This window comes from Collinsella sp. LCP19S3_D5, assembly GCF_052121415.1.
Lineage (GTDB): Bacteria > Actinomycetota > Coriobacteriia > Coriobacteriales > Coriobacteriaceae > Collinsella.
This window is the reverse complement of sequence record NZ_JBQKEH010000009.1, coordinates 70993-96846: the sequence shown is the minus strand read 5'-3', so window position 1 is coordinate 96846 and position 25854 is coordinate 70993. Positions and strand designations below refer to the sequence as shown.

The 25854-nt window shown below is 58.1% G+C and carries 26 protein-coding genes and 1 pseudogene; 9 read left to right on the top strand and 18 right to left on the bottom strand.

All coding sequences use genetic code 11. The features are described from left to right. Positions 1-173: 173 nt before the first annotated feature. Positions 174-971 carry a tRNA threonylcarbamoyladenosine dehydratase gene (locus ACTQXO_RS05450; RefSeq protein WP_441031607.1) on the top strand — a complete coding sequence of 266 codons (798 nt, stop codon included), beginning with the start codon at positions 174-176 and terminating at the stop codon, positions 969-971. Positions 972-985: 14 nt separating this feature from the next. Next, positions 986-1768, top strand: coding sequence for a TatD family hydrolase (locus ACTQXO_RS05445; RefSeq protein ID WP_441031609.1), 783 nt, complete (start codon positions 986-988; stop codon positions 1766-1768). 81 nt (positions 1769-1849) lie between these two features. On the opposite strand, the gene ACTQXO_RS05440 is transcribed toward ACTQXO_RS05445, so the two are convergent. From ACTQXO_RS05440 to deoC, 14 genes are all read right to left on the bottom strand, one after another. Further along, the gene (locus ACTQXO_RS05440) at positions 1850-3367 is read right to left on the bottom strand and encodes an FGGY-family carbohydrate kinase (RefSeq protein WP_441031611.1); all 1518 of its coding nucleotides are present in this window, start codon (positions 3365-3367) and stop codon (positions 1850-1852) included. Positions 3368-3373: 6 nt separating this feature from the next. After that, positions 3374-4183, bottom strand: coding sequence for a BtpA/SgcQ family protein (locus ACTQXO_RS05435; RefSeq protein ID WP_441031613.1), 810 nt, complete (start codon positions 4181-4183; stop codon positions 3374-3376). 33 nt (positions 4184-4216) lie between these two features. Further along, entirely contained in the window at positions 4217-4645 is a 429-nt protein-coding gene (locus ACTQXO_RS05430) for a secondary thiamine-phosphate synthase enzyme YjbQ (protein ID WP_117735290.1), read from the bottom strand. 2 nt (positions 4646-4647) lie between these two features. Then, entirely contained in the window at positions 4648-5529 is an 882-nt protein-coding gene (locus ACTQXO_RS05425; RefSeq protein WP_441045685.1) for an amidohydrolase family protein, read from the bottom strand. 6 nt (positions 5530-5535) lie between these two features. Beyond that, positions 5536-6336 carry a fructoselysine 6-kinase gene (gene frlD, locus ACTQXO_RS05420; RefSeq protein WP_441031616.1) on the bottom strand — a complete coding sequence of 267 codons (801 nt, stop codon included), beginning with the start codon at positions 6334-6336 and terminating at the stop codon, positions 5536-5538. A gap of 121 nt (positions 6337-6457) precedes the next feature. Further along, positions 6458-7321 (bottom strand): PfkB family carbohydrate kinase, encoded by an 864-nt coding sequence (locus ACTQXO_RS05415; RefSeq protein WP_441038712.1) that lies wholly within the window; start codon positions 7319-7321, stop codon positions 6458-6460. Positions 7322-7335: 14 nt separating this feature from the next. Continuing rightward, entirely contained in the window at positions 7336-8304 is a 969-nt protein-coding gene (locus ACTQXO_RS05410) for an SIS domain-containing protein (RefSeq protein ID WP_022094440.1), read from the bottom strand. A gap of 62 nt (positions 8305-8366) precedes the next feature. After that, positions 8367-9218, bottom strand: a complete 852-nt coding sequence (locus tag ACTQXO_RS05405; protein ID WP_117840177.1) for a sugar phosphate isomerase/epimerase family protein — start codon at positions 9216-9218, stop codon at positions 8367-8369. 1 nt (position 9219) lies between these two features. After that, on the bottom strand, positions 9220-10803 hold the full coding sequence (locus tag ACTQXO_RS05400; RefSeq protein ID WP_441031621.1) for an amidohydrolase: 1584 nt from the start codon (positions 10801-10803) through the stop codon (positions 9220-9222). A gap of 9 nt (positions 10804-10812) precedes the next feature. Beyond that, the gene (locus tag ACTQXO_RS05395) at positions 10813-12276 is read right to left on the bottom strand and encodes a YfcC family protein (RefSeq protein WP_441031623.1); all 1464 of its coding nucleotides are present in this window, start codon (positions 12274-12276) and stop codon (positions 10813-10815) included. A 218-nt stretch (positions 12277-12494) separates the two neighbouring features. Then, positions 12495-13238, bottom strand: coding sequence for a GntR family transcriptional regulator (locus tag ACTQXO_RS05390; protein ID WP_441031625.1), 744 nt, complete (start codon positions 13236-13238; stop codon positions 12495-12497). A 150-nt stretch (positions 13239-13388) separates the two neighbouring features. Continuing rightward, on the bottom strand, positions 13389-14048 hold the full coding sequence (locus tag ACTQXO_RS05385) for an HAD family hydrolase (RefSeq protein ID WP_441031627.1): 660 nt from the start codon (positions 14046-14048) through the stop codon (positions 13389-13391). 63 nt (positions 14049-14111) lie between these two features. After that, a complete protein-coding gene (locus tag ACTQXO_RS05380; RefSeq protein WP_197032805.1) occupies positions 14112-14954 on the bottom strand; it encodes a Cof-type HAD-IIB family hydrolase in 843 nt (280 codons plus the stop codon). A gap of 149 nt (positions 14955-15103) precedes the next feature. Next, a complete protein-coding gene (deoC, locus tag ACTQXO_RS05375; protein WP_441031630.1) occupies positions 15104-15778 on the bottom strand; it encodes a deoxyribose-phosphate aldolase in 675 nt (224 codons plus the stop codon). 773 nt (positions 15779-16551) lie between these two features. Here deoC and ACTQXO_RS05370 point away from each other — a divergent pair. The 3 genes from ACTQXO_RS05370 to ACTQXO_RS05360 all read left to right on the top strand — a co-directional run bounded on the left by ACTQXO_RS05370 (position 16552) and on the right by ACTQXO_RS05360 (position 19420). Then, complete coding sequence (locus tag ACTQXO_RS05370) at positions 16552-17442, top strand: hypothetical protein (RefSeq protein ID WP_441545523.1); 891 nt, start codon at positions 16552-16554, stop codon at positions 17440-17442. A 63-nt stretch (positions 17443-17505) separates the two neighbouring features. Further along, positions 17506-18123, top strand: a complete 618-nt coding sequence (locus tag ACTQXO_RS05365) for an ATP-dependent Clp protease proteolytic subunit (protein WP_441038714.1) — start codon at positions 17506-17508, stop codon at positions 18121-18123. After that, positions 18116-19420: a type IV secretory system conjugative DNA transfer family protein gene (locus tag ACTQXO_RS05360; protein WP_441038716.1), complete on the top strand. Its 1305-nt coding sequence runs from the start codon at positions 18116-18118 to the stop codon at positions 19418-19420. The genes ACTQXO_RS05365 and ACTQXO_RS05360 overlap by 8 nt, the downstream gene beginning before the upstream one ends. Positions 19421-19561: 141 nt before the next feature. Here the strand turns inward: ACTQXO_RS05360 and pgi are convergent, their stop codons facing one another. Both pgi and ACTQXO_RS05350 read right to left on the bottom strand, forming a co-directional pair. After that, positions 19562-21256 (bottom strand): glucose-6-phosphate isomerase, encoded by a 1695-nt coding sequence (gene pgi, locus ACTQXO_RS05355; RefSeq protein WP_118345572.1) that lies wholly within the window; start codon positions 21254-21256, stop codon positions 19562-19564. A gap of 199 nt (positions 21257-21455) precedes the next feature. Then, positions 21456-21959: an iron-containing alcohol dehydrogenase gene (locus tag ACTQXO_RS05350; RefSeq protein ID WP_441038719.1), complete on the bottom strand. Its 504-nt coding sequence runs from the start codon at positions 21957-21959 to the stop codon at positions 21456-21458. Between the two features lie 235 nt (positions 21960-22194). Between ACTQXO_RS05350 and ACTQXO_RS05345 the strand changes: the two genes are divergently transcribed. Together ACTQXO_RS05345 and ACTQXO_RS05340 are read left to right on the top strand one after the other, a co-directional pair. Then, positions 22195-23766, top strand: coding sequence for a Y-family DNA polymerase (locus ACTQXO_RS05345; protein WP_441545522.1), 1572 nt, complete (start codon positions 22195-22197; stop codon positions 23764-23766). Next, positions 23759-24184: a hypothetical protein gene (locus ACTQXO_RS05340; RefSeq protein ID WP_427727796.1), complete on the top strand. Its 426-nt coding sequence runs from the start codon at positions 23759-23761 to the stop codon at positions 24182-24184. Before ACTQXO_RS05345 ends, ACTQXO_RS05340 begins: the two co-directional genes overlap by 8 nt. 20 nt (positions 24185-24204) lie before the next feature. Here the strand turns inward: ACTQXO_RS05340 and ACTQXO_RS05335 are convergent, their stop codons facing one another. Next, a complete protein-coding gene (locus ACTQXO_RS05335) occupies positions 24205-24588 on the bottom strand; it encodes a heavy-metal-associated domain-containing protein (RefSeq protein ID WP_441038723.1) in 384 nt (127 codons plus the stop codon). Between ACTQXO_RS05335 and ACTQXO_RS05330 the strand changes: the two genes are divergently transcribed. Further along, positions 24580-24801 carry a DUF3793 family protein gene (locus tag ACTQXO_RS05330; RefSeq protein WP_441545525.1) on the top strand — a complete coding sequence of 74 codons (222 nt, stop codon included), beginning with the start codon at positions 24580-24582 and terminating at the stop codon, positions 24799-24801. The two genes, ACTQXO_RS05335 and ACTQXO_RS05330, sit on opposite strands and share 9 nt — an antisense overlap. A 46-nt stretch (positions 24802-24847) precedes the next feature. After that, positions 24848-24946: pseudogene (locus ACTQXO_RS05325) on the top strand (flavodoxin domain-containing protein); the annotation flags it as partial. 155 nt (positions 24947-25101) lie between these two features. Here the strand turns inward: ACTQXO_RS05325 and ACTQXO_RS05320 are convergent. Further along, positions 25102-25854, bottom strand: a complete 753-nt coding sequence (locus tag ACTQXO_RS05320) for an amino acid ABC transporter ATP-binding protein (RefSeq protein ID WP_441545521.1) — start codon at positions 25852-25854, stop codon at positions 25102-25104.

Genomic DNA, 25854 nt, shown 5'->3' with positions numbered 1-25854 from the left:
AACTGGGAAAATGGCGCCCCCGGGTCCCGGATAGGACCTCGGGGGCGTTCGGTTAACTGCGGGAGCGTGCCGTCAGCTCAATGTGTTCGGTTGAGATCGGAAATCAACCATCGCAATAATACCTATAATGGCGATAGCTAAAACACGACTCGCTTCCCCATCGGAGGATATTTATGACCGAAACCGCTGCCGCAGCCGCTATCGAGACACGCGACACCAAGCTCGAGATCATCATGGGCCGCGAGGCACTCGATAAGCTCGCCGATGCTACGGTGCTGGTGCTCGGCTGCGGAGGTGTGGGCTCCAATTGCTGCGAGGCACTCGCCCGCGGCGGCATCGGTCATTTCGTCATTCTGGACAAGGACATCATCGCGCCCAGCAATATCAATCGCCAGGCCATCGCCTTTCACAGCACCGTCGGCAAGCGCAAGGTGGACGTGATGGAAGCCATGATTCGCGATATCAATCCCGCCGCTACCGTCATCAAGCGTACCGAATACCTGTTGAGCGACAACATCGACGAATTCTTTTCGGGCGTTTTTGAGCAGACGGGCGGCAAGCTCGACTACGTCGTCGACGCCATCGACACCATCTCGGCCAAGCTCACCATTGCCAAATATGCTCAGGACCACGACATTCGTTTGGTTAGCTCCATGGGCGGGGCCAACAAGCTCCATCCCGAGTGCCTCCGCTTTGCCGACATCTTCGATACGGTACGTGACCCCATGAGCCGCATTATGCGCAAAGAATGTAAGAAGCGCGGAATCAAGAGCCTACATGTATTGTTTAGCTGCGAGGAATCGGTTAAGACACAGCCCCGCGACCCTTCCAATATCCATGAGCGTACCGAGCTGGGAACCGCCAGCTTTATGCCGCCCATCATGGGTCAGATGATTGCCGGCGAGGTTATCCGCCAGATCAGTGGGCGCGGCACCGAGCACGTGCGCGCCGATGGCCAGCGCCTGGACTAGCGGAGCGCGCCGAGATGGAGCCCCGGTTAATTGATGCACACTGCCATCTTGATTTGATGGCTTACCCGAATGCTGTTGCCGACGAAACTGCGGCTATAGGGCTGGGGGTCTTTGATTGCGGGGTCGACCCACGCGACTTCGCGGCGGCAAAAAAGCGGGCCAGCCGTTACCCAAACATTATCGCGGGCGTTGGCCTCCATCCCTGGTGGCTCGCCGACGGCCGCTGCGGTCCTGCCGAAGTCAATCTGCTTTGCAAAGTTGCTGCCCAAGAGCGCTATATCGGCGAAGTCGGACTCGACTTTTCCGCGCGCTTTGCCGGAAGCGAACCGCTGCAAATACAGGCACTTGACCGGCTCTGCGATGCGCTCGTGCAGTGTCCTCTTGCCGGGCGCGTGATATCAATTCACGCCGTTCGTTCGGCAGGAGCCGTACTGGACGTCCTCGAATCGCATGGTCTACTCATCCCAAACCCCGACTCCCCCGCTATCATCTTCCACTGGTTTAGCGGTACTTCGGATGAACTCGTCCGCGCGCGTAATGCGGGCTGCTATTTTTCTGTCAACGAACGCATGCTCGCGTCTAAGCGAGGACGCGAATACGTACGACAGATTCCGCTCGATCGTTTACTGCTCGAGACCGACGCCCCAGCCGAAGCAAACACAGAAACAAGCGCGCAGTCGCTCATCAAATCGCTCACAAGGACCTCGATGCGCATCGCCTCGCTCAAAAATTGTGACGCAAAGCGCATCGAATCGGCAGTTTTAGCAAATGCGCACTCTATTTTTGGCCTTCGCTAACCCCTGTGGGCAAAAATGCCAAGGGACATGCGCATCGCACAACGCAGTCCCTATTTTGGAAGGCAGTACAATTCGGCAGCATTACACCAATTCGTGCATGAGATCACGGTTGCGTGCATACAATTCATCAAAGATATGACGGCGCGACGCATATAACTCGTGGGCAGTCATATCGGGCACGATTGTTTGCGCAACGCCAAGGACTCGGGCGAGTTCATCCCATGATGCATAGGCGCCACCTGCGAGAGCTGCCATGATGGCATCACCGAAGCATGCACCCACCGTAACCTTGGCAACCGAGACCTCGCGTCCGCATACGTCGGCGATAGCTTGCATCCAAACTGGATTCTTGGTTCCACCTCCGACAAGCATAATGCGCCCAATTGACAGTCCATGCTCTCGCTCGATAATGTCGACATGGGATGCAACGGTATACGCGACGCCTTCCAAGGCGGCACGAACCATATGGGCTCTCGTATGCCTTCCGGTCAGGCCAAAGAAGACGCCACGCGCCTCGGGATCGTTGAGCGGAGTACGCTCCCCCGCAAAGTACGGCAGACACAGGAGCCCATCGGCACCCGGCGCCACACCGGCGGCATCATGCGCCATAACCGAATATGCATCGGGGCCACCGTGGCCCTCGGCCTCTACGGCGTCACGATACAGCTCTTGGCGCAACCACGATGTGAGTGCACCCGCCGTATTGGTCCCCGCGCAGATCCCGTAAGTTCCGGGAATGATAAACGTCCCTGGCCACAGGCGGGCATCATCGACCATATGATCAGCTAGGTAGATGAAATACGCCGTGCTCCCCAACTGAACCATCATATCGCCAGGACGGAATACACCCGTCGAAATGGCCTCGGCACCAGAGTCGCCCGTTCCCACTAAGACAGGTGTCCCTGCCGCGAGCCCCGTCGCCTCAGCCGCGCGCTGCGTAATCACCCCGGCAATATCGGTAGCCGACATTACCTCCGCCATCTGGTCAGGCCGGCAGAAACGAGCACATTCCCGAGCATCAACCTTCCAAGTGTAGCGGTCGTAGAGGGGAAGAAAATCCTCCGCCAAATAACGGTCCACCGTAAAACGCCCCGTCAACTTCGCGCACAGAAACGATGACGCCGTCAGGAACTTCGCGGCACGTTCATGCATCTCGGGCATATTCTCCTTAAACCACAAGATCTTGGGAGCAATATCTGACGAACAGGGATCGTGCCCGAAAAGCTCGCGTGCGCGGTCTGACCCATATTCGGAAAGAATCTCGTCAATCTGCGGCTTCGAACGTGCATCGACTCCATACAAAATCGCGGGCGCCAGCGCGTTGCACTCGGTATCGACCGGCACGCAGTCGCAACCCAATGCGGAAAGGCCCACGCATCCGATCTGCGCCGCGTTAACCCCCGATCGCACCACCAGCTCGCGCGACAAGCGACAAAAATCACCCCACCAAACTGCCTCCGCATCATGCTGGTACCATCCGTCACGCGGGTTGTCCGTCTCGTGTCCACAAGAGGCTTGGCAAACGATGTTGCATCGATCATCGATTAAAACGCCTTTAGAGGCGCTTGTCCCAATATCAATACCCAGATAGAACGCCATGAGCGCCTACTCCCCTCGCGCCGTACGAGCGGCAGCCATAAAACGGACCACCCGCTCAACATCAACCGGGGCATCCAGCTTTCCATCGCGCTTTAAGCACGTGCCGACAAACGCGCCATCGTAGTGAGCAAATACGTCAGTCACGGTATTTTCGCGACAACCGGTGCCACATACCACAGGTACTCGGCCAACACGCTCGCGGACCTCATCGGCAAGTTCGCCCGAAGCGCCACGACCGGCAGCCGAGCCGCCGATGACCATTGCATCCGGTAGGCAATTAAAGAGAAGTGAATCGGCAATGTCCGAAGTCGTGCGGTCGTTGAGATAAACCTCCCCCTCGCTCGTAATGAAGTGAAAAAGCTTGAGGTCGTCCAAGCGCAATGCCGCCTTGCGACGCATGGTGTGAGCGAAATCTCGGTTTATTAGCCCGAGATCACCGGCCCAGGCACCGCAAAAATTGCAGCGTGTGAACTGCGCATCTACGGCAGCGCACAGCTCGATTGTGGCATCACCATCGTAAATAGCCTCAGCTCCCCAAGGAGTCGACAGATCATGGGATAGAGCCCCGATTATATAGCCCATCGATGCAAGGGTTGAGGGAGAAACGTGCTGCTCGTAGGGCATCGAGAGCTCATTGGTAATCAAAATGCCATCGACACCGCCCTGCTGCAACGCCTCGAGATCGCGCTTGGCGGCTTCCACGACCTGCGACACGCTTCCGCCCGGGTAATACAGTGGATCGCCCGGCAGAGGACGCAGGTGCAGCATTCCGATCACCGGCTTTTCGGTCTCGAACATCGAGGTTAGAAACGACATAACATGCTCCTTCATAGGGTTATTGCAGGAACGTTACTCCCCCAGCACTTCGACGTACACTTTTCGCTTCTGCGGACCGTCAAACTCCGCAAGATAGATGTTCTGGGCACCTCCACACACGATGTGGCCATCTTGGACGGGAAAGAAGCAACTGTTTCCACAAATCATGCTCTTGATATGCCCACAGGAGTTGTTGCCGGTGGCTCCATAGCTCGGCAGGAAGTGTGCATGCGCATAGGGGGCATCGAGCGGGGCGATGCGATCAAGCGTCTCCATAAGATCCGTCTCCACGCAGGGCAGTCCCTCGTTTACCACGATTCCACAGGTCGTATGCGACAAAATAATTGCTGCCAAGCCATTCGTCACCGAGCTGCGTTCGATGGCAGCGTGCACGTCCTCGGTAATATCGATGAACTGGTCCGGAGCAGTCGATAGATAGCTCAATGTCTCGAGCGTCACCATGTTCACTCATCCCCTTCAAGAAAACGCAGGGCATTACCCCAGTAGAGCCTTTCTCGCGCATCATCGCGCATGGACACGGTATCGAGCGCCCGCTTGAGTTTGAACGCACGGAAACGCGGCGTATTGCTGGCGAACATCACTTGATGCGATAGCGCGCGCTCATACCACAGCGGCCCCATATCGACCGTGAAAAGACGCTGCATCATCTCCTCGGGCGAATCGATGTAAGTGATAGAGGTGTCCGTGTAGCAGTTGGGATACTTGAGCAGCATCGCCACGGTCTCGCGCACCCAGGGCCAGCCAAAGTGGGTCAAACTAAAACGCACATTTGGATGCGTTGCGATTGTGTGCTCAAATGCAAGCGGGTTACTGCGCGAGAGCTCTGCGCCCGGCTCCCAAGACATACCGGCATGGAAAACCACCGGCTTGTTATAGCGCCCGCACAGCTCGTAAAGCGGCTCAGCCACAGCATCATCGGGGTCAAAACCTTGCTTTGCCGGATGCAGGCAAAGCCCCTTTGCCCCCAGCTCGGTAAAGGCGCGCTCCAATTCGCCTGCGGCACTGCTCACCCGCGGATCTACGCTCGCAAATCCCCACAGACGATCGGGATGCGCGGCAACCAGCATGGCAATCTGGTCATTGGTGCCAAAATGTCCTCCGCATGCCGTGGTTACATCGAGCGGCATGAGCAAGCTCTTCTGCACATCGCAGACATCCATCTCAACTTGAAGCTCGTCCCAATCCATGGGACCCATATGCCCCATACCAAATTCTCGTGACCAAAAACCGAATCCATCAGGCTCATCACCCGGCGTACAGATCTCGCCGTAGAGCATGGGCTGAACCAACATGTCGATAACCACTTCGTACTCCTTTCCAGGCATTTGACCCTAGTACGGCTCAAACGAACCAATCACTCGGGACGACAGCTCGGCGCCCGCCTTCATACACGCCGGAATATCAAGGCCATCGATCACGCCCTTGGTAAACCCGGCAATATACGAGTCGCCGGCGCCCACGGTGTTAACGACCTTCTCCGCCGGTACGATCCCGCACTCATAGAAGCGCTCACCGTCATAGGCAATGCTTCCCTTCTCGCCAAGCGTGGCGACCGCAACGCGCGGTCCCAATTCCTGCACGTGGCGCACCCAGTCTCGCAGCTCCGGAGTGTCCTCTTCAAACGACATAAATGCGTAGTCAACGTAGGGGAAATGATTCTCGCAGGCATATTCGGGATCCTGGCTGAACACCGAGAAGTCCATTACCACCGTCTTGCCCGCATCATGCCATTCGGGCAAGAGGTCCAAACAATTGCCAAACAGGTCAGTATGAATGATGTCATGCTCTAGAATAAACGCCCGGTCGTCTTCACTCGGTCGATATGTCTCCATTACGCCATCGATTGCCTCGAGATGTACGCGATCGACGCCGTCTTTCAACGCCATGAGCATCACCGAGGTGTCGCCATCCTCCACCCGCAGATGTGAGATATCGAACCCCTCAGCGGCCAGCGCCTCTCTCATCTTGTCTCCGTACTCGTCCTTGCCGACAACCGACACGGCGGATACCGAAACGCCCATTCGTGCAAGATGGATACCCCAGTCAATGCCATTACCAGTCGGATAGAATACGCCGATGTTTTGATAGACGTCCGCACAGCAAAAACCAGCTGCGCACGCTTTAATACCCATGGTCTTCTCCAATGTTCAAAAGGGGGCCCACCACATGGCGAGCCCCCTTTTCGCGTTTCGCTTATTGTTTTGCGTCGGCTGTCCAAGGCCTCATAGCCAGACCGTCGTACGCTTTCTTAAGCTATTCGACGATTGGTGCTCCGTGGCCCCAAGATCCTTCCATGCCGCACACGGTCGAGGCAAACCCGGCAGCAAAGTCGAGCGCGCGCTCGATGGCCTCGGCGCCGTCCTCACCACGCTTGGCGGAATCGAGATAGCACATCAAAAACGAGGTGAGGAACGAGTCGCCCGCCCCCATGGTGTCCTTCATGTCCGTTACCGGTTTAGCCAGCTGGCGGTAATAACGCTCGCCGTCGTAAGCAATGCAGCCCTCGGCGCCCGCCGTAGCCGACACAAAACGCGGACCCAAGCCCTTCACCCATGCCAGACGCTCGCGAATCTCGTCCTCACTCGCGGCATCCGCCGCACTAAAGAAAGCGAAATCGACGTAGGGCGCAATCTGCTCGTAGTACTCGTCGGTGGAGTCGTCCGAAAAGTCAAAAGAGACCGTGACGCCCGCAGCCTTCAGCTTGGGCAGCTCGCGCTCGGTAAAGCAATAGTTGCCCGAATGAACCACATCGAACTGCTTCATGTACGCAAGGTCAAAGCGATCGAGGACATAGCGCGCATCGCCACGGATACCGCCCTCGTTGGAGCCAAGGAAGACACGGTCACCGTCAACGACGGTCACGCGAGCCGCTCCGTTCTCGCCAATCATCTGCTCGCACTTGTCAAGCTCGATACCCTCATCCTCGAGGCTTGCAATGACATGCTCGGCGGCGGCGTCATTGCCAAAAATGCCCATGTATGAGGAGCGTGCGGCACCGCATTTCTTGGCATAAACGGCGAAGTTCACCGCATTGCCGCCAGGATACATGGTATGGATATGCTCGTAGCGATCGACGACGTTGTCGCCAAATCCGAGCGCGTTAACGTTAAATGCCATGGTCTTTGTCCCTTCTAGTACTCGACGACGCCCATGTAGCGGCGGAAATCGGGATCGTGATCAAACACCTTGCCGCGCGCAGCACGCAGTTCGCAGTTCATAGCGTAGAACAGCACCGGGTCCAGATAGGCGCGGACGCTCGCCGGCACGGCTTCCATACCGTACTCCTTGGCATCGAGCACCATCAGCGTATCGGTATGCGTCTTAAGGAACGCCAGGGCGCGCTCGTCCATAGCACGGCACTCGCTGGAGCCCATCTGCAGGAAGTAAAAAACGCCATCCTGAGTAGCCTCGAAGGGGCCATGGAAGTACTCGGCAGAGTGGATGTAGCTGCAGTGCTGCCACTGCATCTCCATAAGAGAGCAGATAGCGAAACCGTAGGTCTGGCTAAAGTTGGGACCGCTGCCCAGAATATAGAAGAACTCGTGCTCCTGGCAAAGCTTGGCAAAGCGATCACCCAGCTCGGCATTTACCTTCTCGCGTGCCGGGGGAAGAATCTTATCCATCTCGGCAATACCGGCATACATATCGGCAAGATCGGCGTAGCCCTCCTGCTGATCGAGCAGCTCTGCCGCAAGCGACAGCGAAATACCAGCGGGGACCTCGGCCTGCGGCACGCCCTCGCCCCACGGGTAGACCCACGTGGTCCACTTGCCGGAGTCAATCTTGGATCCAGCGTTATCGGTCTGGGCGATCACCGTAGCGCCGGCAGCAAGGGCAATCTCGCAGCCCTCGACGACCTCGGGGGTGTTGCCACTGTGGCTACAGGCGATGACCAGGGACTTCTCGCCCAGACGACGCGGACGCATGATATCAAACTCGCGAGCCGTATAGATATACGAAGTGAAGGTGGTTGCCTCGCGCTGCAGAAGCTCATGAGCCGGGATCAAATCGATCATGGAGCCACCGCAAGCAATCCAGTAGACGCTGTCGAACTTGCCCTTCTCGGCAATTGCCTCTTTGATCAGATCATGTGCGTTCATATCCAGTTCCTTTCTTGTTTGGCCCGCAATCAATGACGTTGGTTGCGTAGCCGATAGTTGGTTTAGTCAATCAGATATTTCTCGAATGCGGCCATGTTCTTGGCATCTGCCGCCGCCGGGTCATCGTAGTAACGACCGTCCGTGATTTCCTGGCCCAGCATGCCGTCGAAACCATGGGCGTTGAGTGTGGCGACGAAGGCGTCCATATCGTGCTTGCCATCGCCCCACACCAGATGGCCATACGGGTCACCGTCGATAAAGTGCATCTCGTGAATTGCCCCATCACCAAAGGCAGCAAACCAGTCCTCGAGCGTCTCGCCTGCAACGCCCATCGCGGTTGTATCAACCATGGGCTGTAAGTACGGACTCGCGACCTCGTCAATCATGCGCTTCGCATCGGAAACCGTCGTCACAAGGTTGCTCTCCTCGGGGCGCAGGCTTTCCATCGTAAGCACCAGACCGTGCTCACCAGCATACTCCGCCAGAATGGACAAGTGCTCGCGGCTGCGCTTCCAGGCTTCCTCGCGGTCCTCGTCCCAGTCGCCCCAGCCCGAGTTGACGGACATACGGTCGCACCCAAGTACCTCGGCAAGCTCAATGCCGTGCTTAAAGTACGCCAGGCTGCGCTGTTCATGCAGCGGTTTGCGTGCGCAGTACTGCCAAGGATAGACAACATTCTCGGGGCACAGAGTGCGATACCTAAGCCCACGGTCTGCAGCCTTTTTCGCCAGGACCTCAGCCTCAAAGTAGCCCGTATGGTCGAGCGTCACATGCGGCTCTGCACACCACAGCTCAATGGACTCAAAGCCCAAACGCTGCTGCACATCAAGGAAGTAATCGAGCGACCACATGATGTAGTGGATATTCATGCCCGCAATCTGCTCGCGGCGCAGCGTCGGTTTGGATTCAGGCATCTTATGCCTCCTTATTTCGATCAAACACGATTTGTCCGTCCGACATCGTCATATCAACCGCAAGATCGCGTGCGTCGCGATAATCGAGGTCAAACACATCCCGATCGAGCACGCAGATATCGGCAAGCTTGCCGACCTCGAGTGTACCCAGCTCGTCTTCGCGCATCAGGTCGTACGCGCCCCCGGCAGTCCAAGCGCGCAAGAGCTCGACAAGCGTCAGCGCGTTGACCTCATTCACGGGCAGTCCGTCGTCGAAGTATCCGCCGCACGCACTGTAGATTGACTCGCCCAGGCTCGGAATCAGCAGCGGCAAATCCGTTCCACAGCACACTGTGCATCCGGAATCTTCCATGCCGCGGCGATTCCAGCTGTGCAAAAGTCGCGTCTCGCCAATTTGTCGACGCATCATCGACAGGCAATCCTCACGCCGGTCCAGCGTCAGAATCTGCGGATAGACCTCGCAAATTCCACCTAACTTGCCAAACTCGACAAGATCGGTCGGGTCAGAGTTCTCGAGATCGGTAATCGCATGGCGGCGAAGCATCCGTCCATGCTCGTCTCGAGGCAGCGAGGCATAGAGCGCCACGGTGCGACGAACGGCGCCATCGCCCTGGCAATGCAAGGAATATCGGAAGCCGTCAGCATCAATTGCACGCAGCTCGCTCTCAATCAGATCCCACTCTGGCTCCTCGACGACCGTCTTGCCGGCAGCGCCCGCATCGGCCGTGTCTTCATAGGGGTCAATCATCTCGGCAAGCCCCGCCCATACACCGCGATCGGTCATACGGTTGAAGCCGGAAAAACGAACGAACGGTCCCCGGAAGCGCTCTCGTGCCTCGCGGGCATATGCCAGATTTGCACCGGCACCCACCGGCTGCGACATCATAGAGACGCGAACCGTCAGCTCACCAGATTCCTCACGGCGAGCCATTTCGTCGGCAAAGCCGTAGTAGTCATCAAACGCCATCTCCTTGATGGCGGTAACGCCGCGCTCGTTAAGCATGCTCATGTAGTCCGAATACCCGGCACGCACCTCGGGCAGCGCGAGGAAATCGCTCATCATGCGCCAGATCTTCTCGGCATAGCACGCCTGGGGTGTAAAGCCGTATCGCGCACTGGCGGCAGCATTGAGAACGCAGGTCTCCGCTCCCGGTGTAAAGCAGACGACAGGGATATCGCCAAAACAATCGTCAAACACAGCTGCCGTATTTGCGTTCTCGGCATCCGATGCCAACGTTTCGGGTAGGTTGTGGCCAAAAGCCGCCGCGCAATCCGGATGATCTTCTTTCCATGCACGCAAGAGCGACACAGCCTCTTTGGCATCAGCGATGCCGGACAGATCAGACCCCAACGTCCGCAGCGCCCAACCTGTATAGAAGGTATGCACATCGATCAGGCCGGGCATGACAGTGCGGTCGCCCAGGTCAACTACCTCGTCCGCCTGGGTCAAATACGAAGCTACCTCACACTTGGCGCCAACAGCCTCAATTCGATTGCCACGGACCGCTACGAAACCTTCAAACGGCAGGTCCCCCGTACCGGTAAAGACGCTCTTAGACGTCAGGACCGTCAAACGATCAGACATCACAACCACCTACGCCGGAAGCATGCCGGAAATGGCAGTAATGACCAATCCAAACACGACCATGAAGATGAAGAACTTCCAAATGGTCTTCCACCATTGGCCAAACGAAATCCTAGCCACGGCAAGACCGGCGACCGTCATGCCCGCCACGGGGCTGATGGTGTTGATGGTCTGGTTGGCAAACTGGAGCGCGGTGACGGCCGCCTCGGGATTGAGGCCCATGAGCTCGGTCAGGGGGCCCATAACGGGCATGGTGAGCGCCGCCAGGCCAGAACTCGAGGGAACCAGCAAAGAGAGCAGGCCAAGGACGATATACATAAACGTGGTGTAGACGGCGGCGGGTGCACCGGCGAGCGCAGTAGCGAGCGCCTGGAGAATGGTGTCGATGATCATGCCGCCCTCGGCGATGACCAGAATACCGCGAGCGATACCGATAACGATGGCAGCGTACGCAAAGTCGGCGAGACCTTTAACGAACTCCTCAGCAATCGTCTGCTGGTCAAGACCGCCCAGGATACCGGCAAGCAAGCCCATGCCAAGGAACACGGCGGAAATCTCATTCATGTACCAACCCTGGGTAACAAGACCCCAGACGATAATGCCCATACCGCAAGCAAAATCGATAAGCACGAGCTTCTGACGGATAGTGAACTCTTCCTCGAAGGAAGCATCGGTCACGGAAAACTCGATACGCTTGAGCTTATCGTCCTCGTACGTAATGGACGACTCGGGGTTTTTCTTGACGCGCATGGCGTAGCGCATGGCCCATGCGATACCGACGGCAGTGAAGATGACCCAAGAAACGGCGCGCAGCCACAGTTGAGGATTGCCCTCGATACCAATGATGCCTTGGGCGATCAAAACATTAAACGGGTCGATGGTCGAAGCACAATATCCCAGGTTAGGACCAAGGAAGCAGATGATGAATGCCGTCATCGAGTCATACCCGATGCCCATCATGATGGGAATGAAGATGGCATAGAACGGCAGGGCTTCCTCAGACATACCAAACGTAGTGCCGCAAATGGACAGCAACGTCATCGTGATGGGAATGATGAGGATGTCCTTGTTCTTGAGCTTTTTAATCACACGGCTCATGCCGGCATTCAAAGCGTTGGTCTTGGTGATGATTGCGAACGATCCGCCAATCAATAAGACGAACGCAACGACGTCGGCAGCCTCCTGGATGCCCTTAGTGGGCGCTTGCAGGACCGCGAAGATATCCTGGCCCAGATTGATGGTCTCGCCGGTCTCGGAATCGGTGTAATTCTTATCGACCTGTTCATAGGTTCCAGCAACAGCGACTTCACGCTCGCCCGCCGCTGTCGAAATCGTCTTGCGCTGATACTGACCAGAGGGAACGATCCAAGTCAGGACCGCAAAGACAACGATCAGCAAGAACATGATCGTATAGACATGCGGTAATTTGAACTTAAAACGTCTGTTTGTCTTCTTCGCCTTCGTATCTGACATAGATACCTCCAAAGAACTCGAGAATGCATCGCATCTCGCCTCAACGCTTGCACAAAGCAAACGTTCTATGACGTTCTATAGATTACCAGCAGCTTTTCTCGTCATCAAGATTATTTCAAACTGATTGTCGCGACACGGTTGAATGGTTGCGTTCGCGCCGTGAACGGTATGGAGACGCCAGGTGAGATGATCCACCGGGCGTCTCCATTCGCAATATCCTAGATGTCAAAAACGTAGCGAGACCCAACGATCCGCTGACGACCGATGATAAACGGCCGCCGCTGCTCATCGAAAAAGAAGGCTTCCATATAAAACAGGGGTTCGCCAACGGGAACTGCCAACAGCCGAGCGACCTCGGGCGATGCGCACGCGATCTCGAGCGTGCACGGGTCGGTAAACGCGGGCGTGCGGCCCGTCCGGTTGCGCACGAGCTCAAAAATGGATTGGTTAGATAGAGGTGCCGTTGATAGATAAGCGTTGTCCTCGTAAACGTATATGTTGTTCTCGAGCATGACGGGGACCCCATCGGCAGTACGCACACGCTCAACGCAAATCAAATCAGTTCCAACAGGAACACCAAAGAACTGCGCTTCGGTGGAATCCGCCGGCAGTATCTTTCTCGAAATGACGCGCGCCCCCGCCTCCATTCCGTTAACGCGGCATGCGTCCGAAAAACTCTGGACGTCATCCTTCTGGCGAATCTTGCGCTTAAGCTTGGGGGCATTGACAAACGTGCCTTTCCCCTGTCGCTTCGTTAGATAGCCCTGCTGGACGAGCTCCTCAATAGCGCGTCGCACGGTAACGCGGCCAACTTTATAATTCTCAGCCAATTCGAATTCGTTGGGTATCCGCGCGCCCGCCTTGTAGGCACCGGAGTTAATTTCGTTTTTAATGATATCGATAACCTGTTGGTACAGCGGTATCGCTGCTTTACCGTCAGCTAGCCCTTCAGTCGGTGGCATATACCCTCTCCCAGCACAATTAAGTCTAATGCGGGCCCAAGGGCATTCAGCAAGTCCTTAAGCCCGCACTAGCATTAAGTATGCTTGCTGCCGCACCAAAATGTCGGGTTTTTACTCATCTGACCCGAAAAACGCGCAACTAACGCGCTCCTAAGAAAGCGTGAGCAGCTCCGGCAGCTGGTCGATAATCTTGTCCGCGGCATCTTGGCTAAAGCCGAAGCGTTCCTCGCGCTTGGCAATGACCGTCAGGCCGGCTCGCTTGCCGGCAGTGATACCAGGCACCGAATCCTCAACGCAGCAGCAGCGATTCGCGGGAAGTCCCAGCAGGTCCAGCGCATGCAGGTAGATGTCGGGCTCGGGCTTGCTCTCCTTAAACTGCTCGCCGCTCACCACATACTCAAAGGCATCCGACAGCCCGCACGCATTGAGCACTTCCTCGATGCTATCCATGGGAGACGAGCTGGCAAGCGCCACGCGAACGCCGCGGCGCGGCAGCTCTCGAATCGTATCCACGGCGCCTGGGTTAATCAAAGCCTGATAGTCGCGCGGACGCTTATGCGCCCACTCGTCCCAACGGGCCAACGCTTCCTCGCCAGATAAATGCCCCTTACCGGCGCGCTCAAACCAATCGACCAGCATATGCAGGAAGAACTGATGCGAGGTACCGACCTGCCCGTTCAACTCCTCTTGAGTCAGGTTAAGCCCAAGCTCCTTGGCAAACGCGGCAGTCTCGCCCAGGTAGTAATACTCGGTATCGACAATGACGCCGTCCATGTCAAAGATAACGGCGTCAAACGGAAATGCGGACACGGCACCCTCCCTAACAAAAGGGCGCCTGTAAGCAGGCGCCCGAACCATGCATTATCGGCGATTCTAACCCAGCAGCTTATCCAACGCCACCGCAATACCGTCTTCGTTGTTATTGGCGGTCACCATCTGGGCTACCGCCTTAACCTCATCGACCGCGTTGCCCATGGCAACACCGGTGCCGGCCCACTCAATCATGGACTTGTCGTTCTGGCCGTCACCAAACGATACGACCTCGCTGGCATCGATACCGAGCTTGGGCAGGGCGCCCTCGAGCGCGCGGGCCTTGTCGATACCAGGCGCCGTGTACTCAAAGTACCAGTCGGCCGTAAACATGCCCGAAAGCGTCTGGGTAAAGGGCGCATACATCTCCTCGTAATGCGCCTGCAGGTAGGCCGGATCGCCCGCCGTCAGCAGCTTGTCCACGGGATAAGCGTCCGCGACCTCATGCAAGCTCTCGACCTCGCGGATCTTAAGGTCGCACGCATCGCGCTCGTATTTGACGATGTTTTTCTGCGAGCCATCCGGCAGCGTAATCATGCAGCGATACGAATCCTCGACATGCAGATCGCGACCGAGCGAAATCATAGGGATCACGTCGAAATTGCGCAGATGATCAATCAGACGGTGCAGCTCGTCAGCCGGCATGGCCTGGTCAAAAAGGACCTCATCGGTCTGAGCGTCGACCACATGCGCACCATTAAAGGCAACTAGCAGACCGTCATGGTTTTGAAGGTCGAGCTCCTGCGCCAAGGCGTGCAGTCCCCATGCGGGACGGCCCGAAGCCAAGATGAGCTTAATGCCCGACTCCTGCGCCGCGAGCAGCTTCTCGCGCGTACGCGGGCTGATGACCTTTTGGTCGTTGGTGAGCGTACCGTCGATATCCATTGCGATGGCTTTGATAGCCATATATGCCTCCCCGTCATTGAACAACCTTGTCTGAGCCATCATACAGAACACCCACGGCGACTCTGTCTGCAACGGGAAAAATGTCATATTGTCCCAAACATGAACGGTGCGTGGTCGTGAAGCTTTATCGCTCAGGTCAAATACGTCTGCTAGCGACGCTCCTCCGTCGGTGCACCCTCGACGATCGCGATGCCCGCCGATGCACCCAACGCGCTGGCGCCGGCCTCGATGAATGCACAAGCCTCTTCGTAATTATGGATACCGCCCGCCGCCTTAATTGCCACGGCATCGCCGAGCACCTCGTGCATCAGCCGCACGTCTTCGAGCTTAGCGCCGCCAAAGCTTCTGCCAGTCGATGTCTTAAGGAATCCCGGCTTAGCCTCCAGCGCAATCTCACAGACGCGACGCTTGGCGGCATCGTCGCCGTCCAGCTTGCACATCTCGACGATCACCTTGTCAGTGATGCCATGCGCGCGACAAAAATCAGCAATGGCAGTCATCTCGCGCTCGATGGCATCAAAATCGCGGTTCTCGACCGACTCCTGATTCAAAACGTAGTCAATCTCGGTAAAGCCGCACACAGCGTATTCCTCAAACCTCGCAAGCTTCTCCTCAAGCGTCATAGTGCCCTGGGGAAAGTCGATAGCGCCGGCAAGGATGATGTCAGAGCCCTCGAGCATTGCGCGGCCCGTCTCGTACTCCTGCAGGTTCGCAAATACGCAGCGAAAGTTGTACTTTAGCGCCTTCTCAACATACTGCTCAAACGTGTCCTCGGGGGCATCGATATAGTCGATGTATTTATTGATGGGTTTGGCAAGCGTCATGCTGGGCCTCCTTGTTCAGGGCTGACAACCGATTCGTGGTTTCACGCGAAAACCACGTTCAATCTACGCCCGACATGCAAGGACAGCGTCCGCATTCCGGCAAGTGGTATGAAATTAGCCGTAGAAGTATATTTACGGACAGCAAATGGCGCCGCATGCGGATGCCGACAGCCAGGCACCCCCCCCTCAATACACCCTCATGCCCATTCAAATAGCAAGGGGCCCGTATCCCAACGGATACGGGCCCCTTTCGGCCATGACCTATCTCAGCAACAAAGACTACTTGCGGTGAGCGCGGTAGAACTCGATCGCACCATCTTATCCGAGCCGGGGCACGTTCGTATAGCGTGGCGCGTGACGGTTGCAAAACCACCCCATTTGAAACAAACGCAAAAAAGTACTTGCAAAGACACGTTCCGACATATAAGTTGATAAAAGACCGCCGTTGCGGTTTTAAGTAGATCGAGCATATGAAGTTTCAGTTTTTAGCGTGTAAGAGAAAGAAGATCGGCAAAGTACAGCCCCAAACGCAATGACAACTTAATGAGGTAACTGCCACATGTGAGGCACCCAGGGCATTGCTGTCTCGATTTTGAGCACGATGCCTTCCGCCTTGCATGGGCCGTTCCATCCCGCCTCTGCAGCAACTGCCTCACGGGCTCATTGAAAACCGCATAGCACCCCAACGACAGCACATCACCCACGGCAAGCACATCACTCACGACAACCAACACATCAACAAACAGCACGAACATCAACCGATTGGAGAAGCTATGACAAACCACCACGCTGAAGACGGCGATAAGAAAAGCATTCTGGATGCCCGCATTGAGCGAGCATATGCAAACGAATATGACGCCGCCTTTGCCGCCGCGACCATCAAGAACTACGCGTCGCTACCGCTCGCGACGATCTTGGACGACCACCCTCAACTGCTGAAGCGCTGCGCAAAGATCATGGGCGACCCCAACATTCGCAAGCTGACAGACCCCTATGCCCCAAAACGCGACAACGATTCGTACGTTCTTACCGTAGGCTGCCTAGCCCATATGCTTACGGCACTCGACACGAAACTCAAGCTCGAATGGGAACCCGACGAGCGTCATGAACTCGAAAGCAAGCGGAACACCCTGCGCACCGCACTGTTCCTTCCGTTGGACGGGCTCAAGCGCTGCAACGTCGAGCTCAATACACAGGCGCGGCAAAAGCCCGAGGCCACAGGGCAGAAAACTCCAAGACCCCATGCGGCCATCGTCGACCGAAACCAATATAACCGCATGACCGCGCACTTTTCCGCCGAGGGAGCAGCCATAAGGACGCTGATCGACCTGCTGTGCCTCCTGAGCATCAACGAGCTATTTGAGGGCTATCTCGCCCTTGTTCCCGCGACGGCACCCAAGTCGGTAGCAAAGATCATCGAGACCTGCAGGCGCCAGTTTGAGCGCCATCGCAATGGCAGCGAGATGAACGCCAGCATCGCGCAGTACTACGCGGCTCATTACAAAAATGACGGATGTGCCCCTGTCGAGCATCAGCTGCGGCTCGCCTACACCACGCCCGTCGCAACGCTCCATCGCTTTGGAGCCCTTGGCGCTTGCGAGCCGCACGAACAGGCAGCCTGCCCCACAACCGAGCTCGATCTCAGGCTCGGACGAACCCTGTAGCCCGCCAGCCTTTCCGCGGGCAACAATCCTATTCCACAACACAACCAACAGAAAGGAGTCCTCATGGACACCAATCATTCCCCCATCATCAGCCCCCTCACCATGCGTGAATCCGCCCGAGGTATCACGCTCACCAGCATTTACGATGAGATGCTCGCCCGTCGCGAGCTCTCCGTCATGGGAAACATCGAAACCCCAATGGCCCACGACCTATGCCAGCAGATCCGCCTGCTCGATGCCACCGACCCCAGCCGCCCCATCACCATATTTGTCGCCAGCGCCGGCGGAAGCGTGCGATCGGGTCTTGCGATCTATGACGCCATGCGCCTCGCATCGTGCCCCATCCGCACCGTCTGCCTGGAATTCGCCGCGTCCATGGGCGCCGTGATCTTTATGGGCGGCGACGATCGCCGTATGGCGCCCCATGCAGAGCTCATGATTCACGACCCGCTGATCCCCCAGGGGGCAGGCGGCTCGGCACTTGCGCTGCAGGAAACCAGCCGGCGTCTCATGCAGACCCGCAAGACCCTCACGCAAATCCTCTCGGACCGCAGCGGCCTCACGCCCAAGCGCATCCAGTCCCTCACTGCAAAAGACACCTACCTTTCGGCCGAGCGCGCCGTCGAGCTCGGCTTTGCCCACGAAATCCTCTCGACCACCAAGGAGATCGCCCATGTCTAACCTCGCCAGCCGCCTCGCCGCATCTGAGTCCGCATCGTCCACCATCCTCGCCAAGGATCGAACGCTTTCCTGCGACACCCGCCAAACGGGACTCAACAACAACGCACTTGTGATCGGCCCCTCGGGAGCCGGCAAGACCCGAAACGTCCTCAAGCCCAACCTGCTGCAGATGAACGCAAGCTACATCGTGCTCGACACCAAAGGCACGCTCTGTCGCGAAGTGGGACCCGTGCTGGCAGCCCACGGTTGCCGCGTGCAATGTCTCAACTTCGCCGACCTCAACACCGTCCCGGCCCTTGCGCCCGGCATCGAGCGCTGCGGCTACAACCCCCTGAGGCACATTCGCCGCAAGGCGGACGGCAGGCCCAACCAGCAGGACATCCTCTCGGTGGCAAAGGCCATCTGCCCCATCGAGGACAACAACCAGCCTTTTTGGGATCATGCGGCGGCAAACCTGCTGTCGTGCCTTATCGCCTACGTCACCGAACAGCTACCCGCCGACGAGCAGACGATCAGCTCAGTCATCAAGCTGATCGAGCACCTGCAGGACGGTGCCACGGCCCGATTGTTTGACGATCTGATCACGACCGACCCCCAAAGCTATGCCCTCTCGCTATGGCGGCGCTACGCCATTACGCAAAATGCCGAGCGCATGCACGCGAGCATCGTCGGCATCCTTGCCGAAAAGGTCATGTGCCTGGGATTCGACGGTGCGGCACAGCTCTATCGTGAGTGCCATCAGGTGGACTTCGCCTCCATGGGACACACCCCCTGCGCCCTGTTTGTAACCGTAAGCGATATTGACCGCAATCTCGATCCGCTGACCGGCCTCTTTATTACGCAGGCATTTATGGGCCTCATTCGCGAAGCCGATAGGCAGCCCGACGGCAGCCTGCCCGTGCCCGTGCGCTTTATGCTCGATGACTTCGCAAATCTGCAGATCCCCCAGATCGACAACGTGCTCTCGATTATCCGAAGCCGCAACATCTGGGCAACGCTGCTGCTGCAGTCGACCAACCAGCTCGATGCGCTCTATGGCGAGGCACGCGCACGCTCCATCATGGGCAACTGCGACACGCATCTGGTGCTGGCGTTCCAGGATCCCGAGAGCGCCCGGGTGTTTTCCGACCGCGCCGACGCACTGCCCAGCACGCTCATGGCGACGCCGATCGATCGCTCGTGGCTCTTTGTGCGCGGCCACACTCCCGAACAGGTCGAGCGCTTTAGGCTCGAAGACCATCCGCTCTACGGGGAGCTGCCCGAGGCGCAGCGAGGCCAAGCGGAGGCCGAGCTCTAGACGCAGGGCCCTCGCAGCACGCGACGCTCCGGCGAAGATCCTTAAAGGCCGTGCGCCCCGGGGCCACGGCAAAGCAAAGGGGCCCGTATCCAATGGGATACGGGCCCCTGGCTATAAGGCGCGATGCGTTAACAGCAGCGACTACTTGCGGTGAGCGCGGTAGAACTCGATGAGTGCCTGGGTCGAAGCGTCCTGCTCGGCCTTGGCGGCGTCGTCGTGGAAGGCCGGGGTAATCTGCTTGGCAAGCTGCTTGCCCAGCTCGACGCCCCACTGGTCGTAAGAGTCGATGCCCCAGACCGTGCCCTCGACAAACGTGATGTGCTCGTACAGGGCGATGAGCTCGCCGAGTGCGAACGGGGTCAACGTATCGCCGAAGATCGAGGTCGTCGGACGGTTGCCCTCAAAGCAGCGGGCCGGGACGATCTGCTCGGGCGTGCCCTCGGCGCGCACCTCATCGGCCGTCTTACCAAAGGCGAGTGCCTTGGTCTGCGCCAGGAAGTTGCCCAGGAACAGCTCGTGAACATCCTGGCCGCTGTCGGTTGCGGGGTTGGCAGTGTTGGCGAAGGCGATAAAGTCGGCCGGGACCACCACGGTGCCCTGGTGCAGCAGCTGGTAGAAGGCGTGCTGGCCGTTGGTGCCGGGCTCGCCCCAGAAGATCTCACCGGTGTCGGAGGTCACGGCGCTGCCGTCCCAGCGGACGTGCTTGCCGTTGGACTCCATGGTGAGCTGCTGCAGGTAGGCCGGGAAGCGGTGCAGGTACTGGCAGTACGGCAGCACGGCGTGGCTCTTGGAACCGAAGAAGTTGACGTACCAGACGTTGAGCAGGCCCATCAGCGCGACGGCGTTGTTCTCGAGCGGGGTATTGCAGAAGTACTCGTCGATGGCGTGGAAACCCTCGAGGAACTGCTGGAAGCGCTCGGGACCGAGCACGACGATCAGCGACAGACCCACGGCGGAGTCGACGGAATAGCGGCCGCCGACCCAGTTCCAGAAACCGAAGGCGTTGGCGGGGTCGATGCCGAAGGCCTCGACCTTGTCGAGTGCGGTGGAAACGGCAACGAAGTGCTTGGCCACGGCCTCGGCGTTCTGCTCATCAGAGCCGTCGATGGCACCCTGAGCCTTGAGCTGCTCGAGCATCCAGGTCTTGACCTCGCGGGCGTTGGTGAGGGTCTCGAGCGTGGTGAAGGTCTTGGACACGATGATCACGAGCGTGGTCTCGGGATCGAGGCCCTTGAGCTTCTCGGCCTGGTCGTTGGGGTCGATGTTGGAGATATAGCGGCAGTCGATACCGGCGTCGGCATAGGGGCGCAGAGCCTCGTAGGCCATGACCGGGCCCAAGTCGGAGCCACCGATGCCGATGGACACCAGATGCTCGATCTTCTTGCCGGTAACGCCCTTCCACTCACCGGAGCGCACGCGCTCGGCAAAGGCGTACATGCGGTCGAGGACCTCGTGCACGTCGGCGACAACGTCCTGGCCGTCGACGATGAGCTGGCCCTTCTCGGTTGCCGGGCGGCGCAGCGCGGTGTGCAGGACGGCACGGTCCTCGGTGGTGTTGATGTGCTCGCCGGAGAACATGGCATCGCGGCGCTCCTCGAGCTTCACCTCGCGGGCAAGATCGCACAACAGCTTGACGGTCTCATCGGTCACCAGGTTCTTGGACAGGTCGAAGTGCAGGTCACCGGCGTCAAAGCTCAGCTTGTTCACGCGCTCTGCATCGGCAGCGAACCAGGCCTTGAGGTCGATACCTTCGGCCTCGAGCTTCTCCTGATGAGCCTCGAGCGCCTTCCAAGCGGCGGTCGACGTAGCGTCGATAGGTGCGGCAACAGTTGCCATAACGTCCTCCTCAACATACGGGCGCAAACCTCCATGCGCCCGGATAATCAGATGCCCCTATTCTAGCGCAGGTCAAGACCGTAATCAGCGAGCGTTGCCAATCCGCCCCCAAACGGCGACCGACCAAAAAGGGACAGGTTTATTTTGGCAGGTCAAACGCTTTACCTACCAAAAATAGCCCATCTCTTTATGGCAGACATTAGGCCGCGGCGCACACGCTGCCTAGCAACTCACGCAGAGGAGACCCAATGCCCTCAAGCAGTTCGGGAGCGATAATGGCAAAAACGGGAACCTCACCGGCCCCCACGACAGCAGGCACTTTGCCCTCCGAGACAATACATCCATAAGGGACAAAACCGTCTTCGCCGGCATCGAGCGCCGCCATGCGACGCGCGAGTTCGCGCGCAAAGCCTGCAGTATCGGCATCGCCGATCGCCAGGACAAAGTCCACGCCTTCGTCGGTCGCCAGGGCCACGGCCTCGTCGATCAGCTCGTCTCCCCCGTCGCCCTCAACCGAGCCGCAACGAAAAAGCACGCGCTCGAGCAGAGCTCGGTCAAGCGAGCCGAGCGCCGCCGAGACAAGCTCATCGCGCGTATGTTTGTCGCCACCCAGCACCACCAGCGCCTTGGTGCCGCCGTAGTGAGCGACCAATCGTCCACACCAGCGAGCCACGTCTCCATCCGTAACAAGGCGCGTCGGCATACCAAACCCATAGTTGACCATTATCCCCACAACCCTTCCGTGCTTTATGGTGGTATCGATCGTTAGGCTCATGCTACGAAGAGAGGTTTTCCGAGCTGTTTCGCGCTCTTTAGAGCTGCGTTAAAACCCGATGCAACCGCCCGACCATACCTGCCAAAAAGGGACAGGTTTGTTTTGGTCGGTCAAGCGTTTTACCTACCAAAATAAACCTGTCCCTTTTTGGCAGGTTTTGACGATGTCCGGACGAGCGGGTATTATCGAACATGTATTCGATAAGAACATGTGTTTGATGGGAGAACGCGTGGGGCACGGGCGTCACACCTATATCTGCATCGACCTCAAGACGTTTTACGCCAGCGTCGAGTGCGTCGACCGCGGGCTCGATCCGCTCACCACCCATCTGGTCGTTGCCGACGAATCACGCGGGCGTACGACCATCTGCCTCGCCATTACCCAGGCCATGAAAGACCTCGGGATACACAACCGCTGTCGCCTGTTTGAGATTCCCGACGGCATCGACTACATCAAGGCCGTACCGCGCATGCAGCACTACATGGAGGTGTCGGCGCAGATCTACGGTATCTACCTGGAATACGTCAGTCCGCAAGACGTTCACGTCTACTCAATTGACGAGTGCTTTATCGACGTGACACCCTATCTAGAGCTCTACCATACCAATGTCAAAAGCTTTGCCTGCATGCTGCGCGATGAGGTCCTCGCGCGCACCGGCATCACGGCGACAGTCGGCATCGGCCCCAACCTATTCCAGGCCAAGGTGGCGCTCGACATTACCGCTAAGCACGTACCCAGCCGCATCGGTATACTCGACGACGAGACCTTTCGCAAGGAGATCTGGCCCCATCGCCCCATCACCGATATCTGGGGTATCGGCCCCGGCGTGGCAGATCGCCTCGAAAAGTACGGGGTATACGATCTGATGGGTGTCGCCGCGCTCGACGAAAACCTGCTCTACGACGAGCTCGGCGTCAATGCCGAGTATCTTATCGACCACGCCTTTGGGCGCGAGCCGACAACTATCGCCGATATTCAGGCCTATCGCCCGCAGGCAACTTCAACCACCACAGGACAAGTGCTCTCGAAGGGTTATGCCTACGAGCAGGCCTACACCGTCTTGCGCGAGATGGTCGACAACGCCGTACTGGACTTGGTCGATAAGCACGTGGTCTGCGACAGCATCTCGCTCTTTGTAGGCTACGCGAGCGAGCGCGCCGACATACGCCGCCTCGACGCCAGCGGCACAGCGCAATATGTGGACGGATGCGGACATTTGCGTTCGAGCACGTCGAGCATCGAACCCGCCGCAACCGCCGGCCCCGAGCTCGCACCCCGTGCACCCAAGCCCGTCCAGCGCGATGACGAACGACGCCGTCTGGTACGTGAGGCGCAGGCAATCGATGGCATCTTTGTGGGAGAGCATGGCGGCAAACCGCGTGGCGGCTATGCCGCGCTCTTTGCGCACTCTAACGCTTCGCGCAAGCTGCCCGAGCGCACCAATTCGTTTAAGAAGATCATGGGCTATTTCGATGAGCTCTGGGCGCAGACCGTCGATCCCAAACGGCCGGTCAAGCGCATCAACCTGGGATTTGGCAACCTCATGCCCGAGGAATTTGCCACCATCGATCTGTTCAGCGATGTTAAGGCCGATGAACGCGAGCGCGACCTGGCCCGCGCCGTTCTGGCCGTGAAGGGCAAGTACGGCAAGAACGCCCTGGTCAAGGGATTAAGCTTTACCGCCGGCGCCACCGCACGCGAACGCAACGATCAGGTAGGAGGACATCGTGCCTAAGGCCCAACAACAGCCGATGCGGCCGCCGACACCTTTTGAACGCCTGGCGGACCCCGAGGGAAGACGTCGCGCCGCCGACCCCAGGCTCACCGCCAACGGTGCCGTTCGCGCCAACCGCGCCGCGCAGTTTATGCCCTTTGCCGCCCTCACGGGATACTATGAGCTCGTGCGCAAACAAGAGATCTCTGTTGAGCCCAAATGCGAACTCACGGAAGAAAAAGCCCTCGAACTTTCAAAAAAGCTCGAGGGCCTCAAACGCGGCGACTTGGTGCGCGTCACTTATTACGATACATACGGCTATCGTAGCCGCACCGGCATTCTCGACGAAGTGCTCCCCGCGTTCAAGCTGCTCAAACTCCGAGACATCGCCATCGGCTTCGACGATATCCAAGACATCGAGCTGCGCGGCCGAGCCTAGGCGCAAGCGTACGCCCGGCCCTACGGCTTCATGACGTAATAGCCCGCATCCCTCACGGCAGCCTCAAGCACCTCACGATCGATCGGGTTTTTAGAACGGATGCACGCCGTGTGGTCTGTATACGTCACTGTGGCCCAAATGCCATCGAGAGCGTTGAGGGCGTTCGTCACATTTTGCGCGCAGCCGCCGCAGCTCATACCGCCAATAAGCAGCTCATAGCTATAGGGGTAGTGAGACACATCGATGTCCGCGACCGCGACCCTCTTGACCTTCTTTCTGCCCGCCCCATCGCCGCAACAGCATTTGCCATGCGCCGATGCGACAATACGCCGGAATCCAAAAAATAAGCCGGCGGCAATTACGGCAAGCACAATGATGTTTGCAGGGTTAAGCAAATCCTCCATATTGGTTATTTCCTGGGCTATCCCTACGACGACGTGCACGAGTTTATCGTCCAGCGCGGCGAGAACTACACGGTCTTTGGCGCCTGGAAGGTCTACACAAATGTCGAGCAAGCGCTTGCGACGTTCGAATCCTACCGCGCTTGCACGCAGCACCTCACCCATGTCTATCAGCAGGGCCACAGCCTCGCAAAACTTGCCCAGGCAACCCGATAGAACATACAAACCGCGGCCGCACGCCGCACAACCGAAAGGAAAACATATGAGCAAGATCGCAGTCGTCTACTGGAGCGGCACAGGCAACACCGAAGCCATGGCAAACCTCGTTGCCGAGGGCGCGGCGTCAGCCGGCGCCGAGGCAGAGGCCGCCTGTCGCGCCCTTGGAGCCGAGCTCGCCTAACGGCGATAAGCTCCGCCCATACGCGGCTCTGCACCAAAACACATTCGCATCCCAACAAAAACGGGGCTGGATCCAAATCCAGCCCCGTTTTCTGCTATGTCAGCCACATAAAGCAGCTACGAGATATTGCCCAAGAACGCCTTGGTGCGCCCGCTCTTGGGATGGTCGAAGACCTCGCTCGGCGTGCCCTCCTCCACGATAACGCCGCCGTCCATAAAGACGACGCGGTCGGCGACGTCGCGGGCAAAGCCCATCTCGTGCGTCACCACGATCATCGTCATGCCGTCACGCGCAAGATCGCGCATGACACCCAGAACGTCGCGGACGAGCTCGGGGTCAAGCGCCGACGTAGCCTCGTCAAAGAGCATCACGTGCGGATTCATCGACAGGGCGCGGGCGATGGCCACGCGCTGTTGCTGGCCGCCCGAAAGCTGGCTCGGCATAAAATCGATGCGCTCGGCCAGACCGACCTTGGTCAGCTCCTCGACGGCAATCTTCTCGGCCTCTTCCTTGCTGCGCTTGAGCACCTTTTGTTGCGCAAGCATGACGTTCTTTTTGACCGACAGGTGCGGGAACAGATTGAACTGCTGAAACACCATGCCCAAGTGCGTACGCACCTTATTGAGGTCGACGCCCTTGGCGCACACATCCACGCCCTCAACGACAATCGAGCCGCTCGTGGGCTCCTCAAGACGGTTAATGCAGCGAAGCATCGTCGACTTACCCGAGCCCGAGGGGCCCAGGACCACGACGACCTCACCCTTGTGCACATCCAGATCAATGTCGCGCAGGACCACGTTATCGCCAAAGGCCTTCTGGAGATTCTTGATGCTGACGACGACCTCGTTCGAGTTATTGGTTTCGCTCAT

Bases quoted from the DNA above. Each gene is read 5' to 3' on its own strand.
- deoC (WP_441031630.1), bottom strand. From the start codon at position 15,778: ATGACGCTTGCCAAACCCATCAATAAATACATCGACTATATCGATGCC.
- frlD (WP_441031616.1), bottom strand. From the start codon at position 6,336: ATGGGTATTAAAGCGTGCGCAGCTGGTTTTTGCTGTGCGGACGTCTAT.
- ACTQXO_RS05405 (WP_117840177.1), bottom strand. From the start codon at position 9,218: ATGCCTGAATCCAAACCGACGCTGCGCCGCGAGCAGATTGCGGGCATG.
- ACTQXO_RS05400 (WP_441031621.1), bottom strand. From the start codon at position 10,803: ATGTCTGATCGTTTGACGGTCCTGACGTCTAAGAGCGTCTTTACCGGT.
- ACTQXO_RS05395 (WP_441031623.1), bottom strand. From the start codon at position 12,276: ATGTCAGATACGAAGGCGAAGAAGACAAACAGACGTTTTAAGTTCAAA.
- ACTQXO_RS05360 (WP_441038716.1), top strand. From the start codon at position 18,116: ATGTCTAACCTCGCCAGCCGCCTCGCCGCATCTGAGTCCGCATCGTCC.
- ACTQXO_RS05415 (WP_441038712.1), bottom strand. From the start codon at position 7,321: ATGGCATTTAACGTTAACGCGCTCGGATTTGGCGACAACGTCGTCGAT.
- ACTQXO_RS05365 (WP_441038714.1), top strand. From the start codon at position 17,506: ATGGACACCAATCATTCCCCCATCATCAGCCCCCTCACCATGCGTGAA.
- ACTQXO_RS05430 (WP_117735290.1), bottom strand. From the start codon at position 4,645: ATGGTGACGCTCGAGACATTGAGCTATCTATCGACTGCTCCGGACCAG.
- ACTQXO_RS05320 (WP_441545521.1), bottom strand. From the start codon at position 25,854: ATGAGCGAAACCAATAACTCGAACGAGGTCGTCGTCAGCATCAAGAAT.
- ACTQXO_RS05390 (WP_441031625.1), bottom strand. From the start codon at position 13,238: ATGCCACCGACTGAAGGGCTAGCTGACGGTAAAGCAGCGATACCGCTG.
- ACTQXO_RS05440 (WP_441031611.1), bottom strand. From the start codon at position 3,367: ATGGCGTTCTATCTGGGTATTGATATTGGGACAAGCGCCTCTAAAGGC.
- ACTQXO_RS05435 (WP_441031613.1), bottom strand. From the start codon at position 4,183: ATGTCGTTTCTAACCTCGATGTTCGAGACCGAAAAGCCGGTGATCGGA.
- ACTQXO_RS05335 (WP_441038723.1), bottom strand. From the start codon at position 24,588: ATGGAGGATTTGCTTAACCCTGCAAACATCATTGTGCTTGCCGTAATT.
- ACTQXO_RS05445 (WP_441031609.1), top strand. From the start codon at position 986: ATGGAGCCCCGGTTAATTGATGCACACTGCCATCTTGATTTGATGGCT.
- ACTQXO_RS05425 (WP_441045685.1), bottom strand. From the start codon at position 5,529: ATGCCTGGAAAGGAGTACGAAGTGGTTATCGACATGTTGGTTCAGCCC.
- pgi (WP_118345572.1), bottom strand. From the start codon at position 21,256: ATGGCAACTGTTGCCGCACCTATCGACGCTACGTCGACCGCCGCTTGG.
- ACTQXO_RS05350 (WP_441038719.1), bottom strand. From the start codon at position 21,959: ATGCCGACGCGCCTTGTTACGGATGGAGACGTGGCTCGCTGGTGTGGA.
- ACTQXO_RS05380 (WP_197032805.1), bottom strand. From the start codon at position 14,954: ATGGCTATCAAAGCCATCGCAATGGATATCGACGGTACGCTCACCAAC.
- ACTQXO_RS05345 (WP_441545522.1), top strand. From the start codon at position 22,195: ATGTCCGGACGAGCGGGTATTATCGAACATGTATTCGATAAGAACATG.
- ACTQXO_RS05410 (WP_022094440.1), bottom strand. From the start codon at position 8,304: ATGAACGCACATGATCTGATCAAAGAGGCAATTGCCGAGAAGGGCAAG.
- ACTQXO_RS05450 (WP_441031607.1), top strand. From the start codon at position 174: ATGACCGAAACCGCTGCCGCAGCCGCTATCGAGACACGCGACACCAAG.
- ACTQXO_RS05370 (WP_441545523.1), top strand. From the start codon at position 16,552: ATGACAAACCACCACGCTGAAGACGGCGATAAGAAAAGCATTCTGGAT.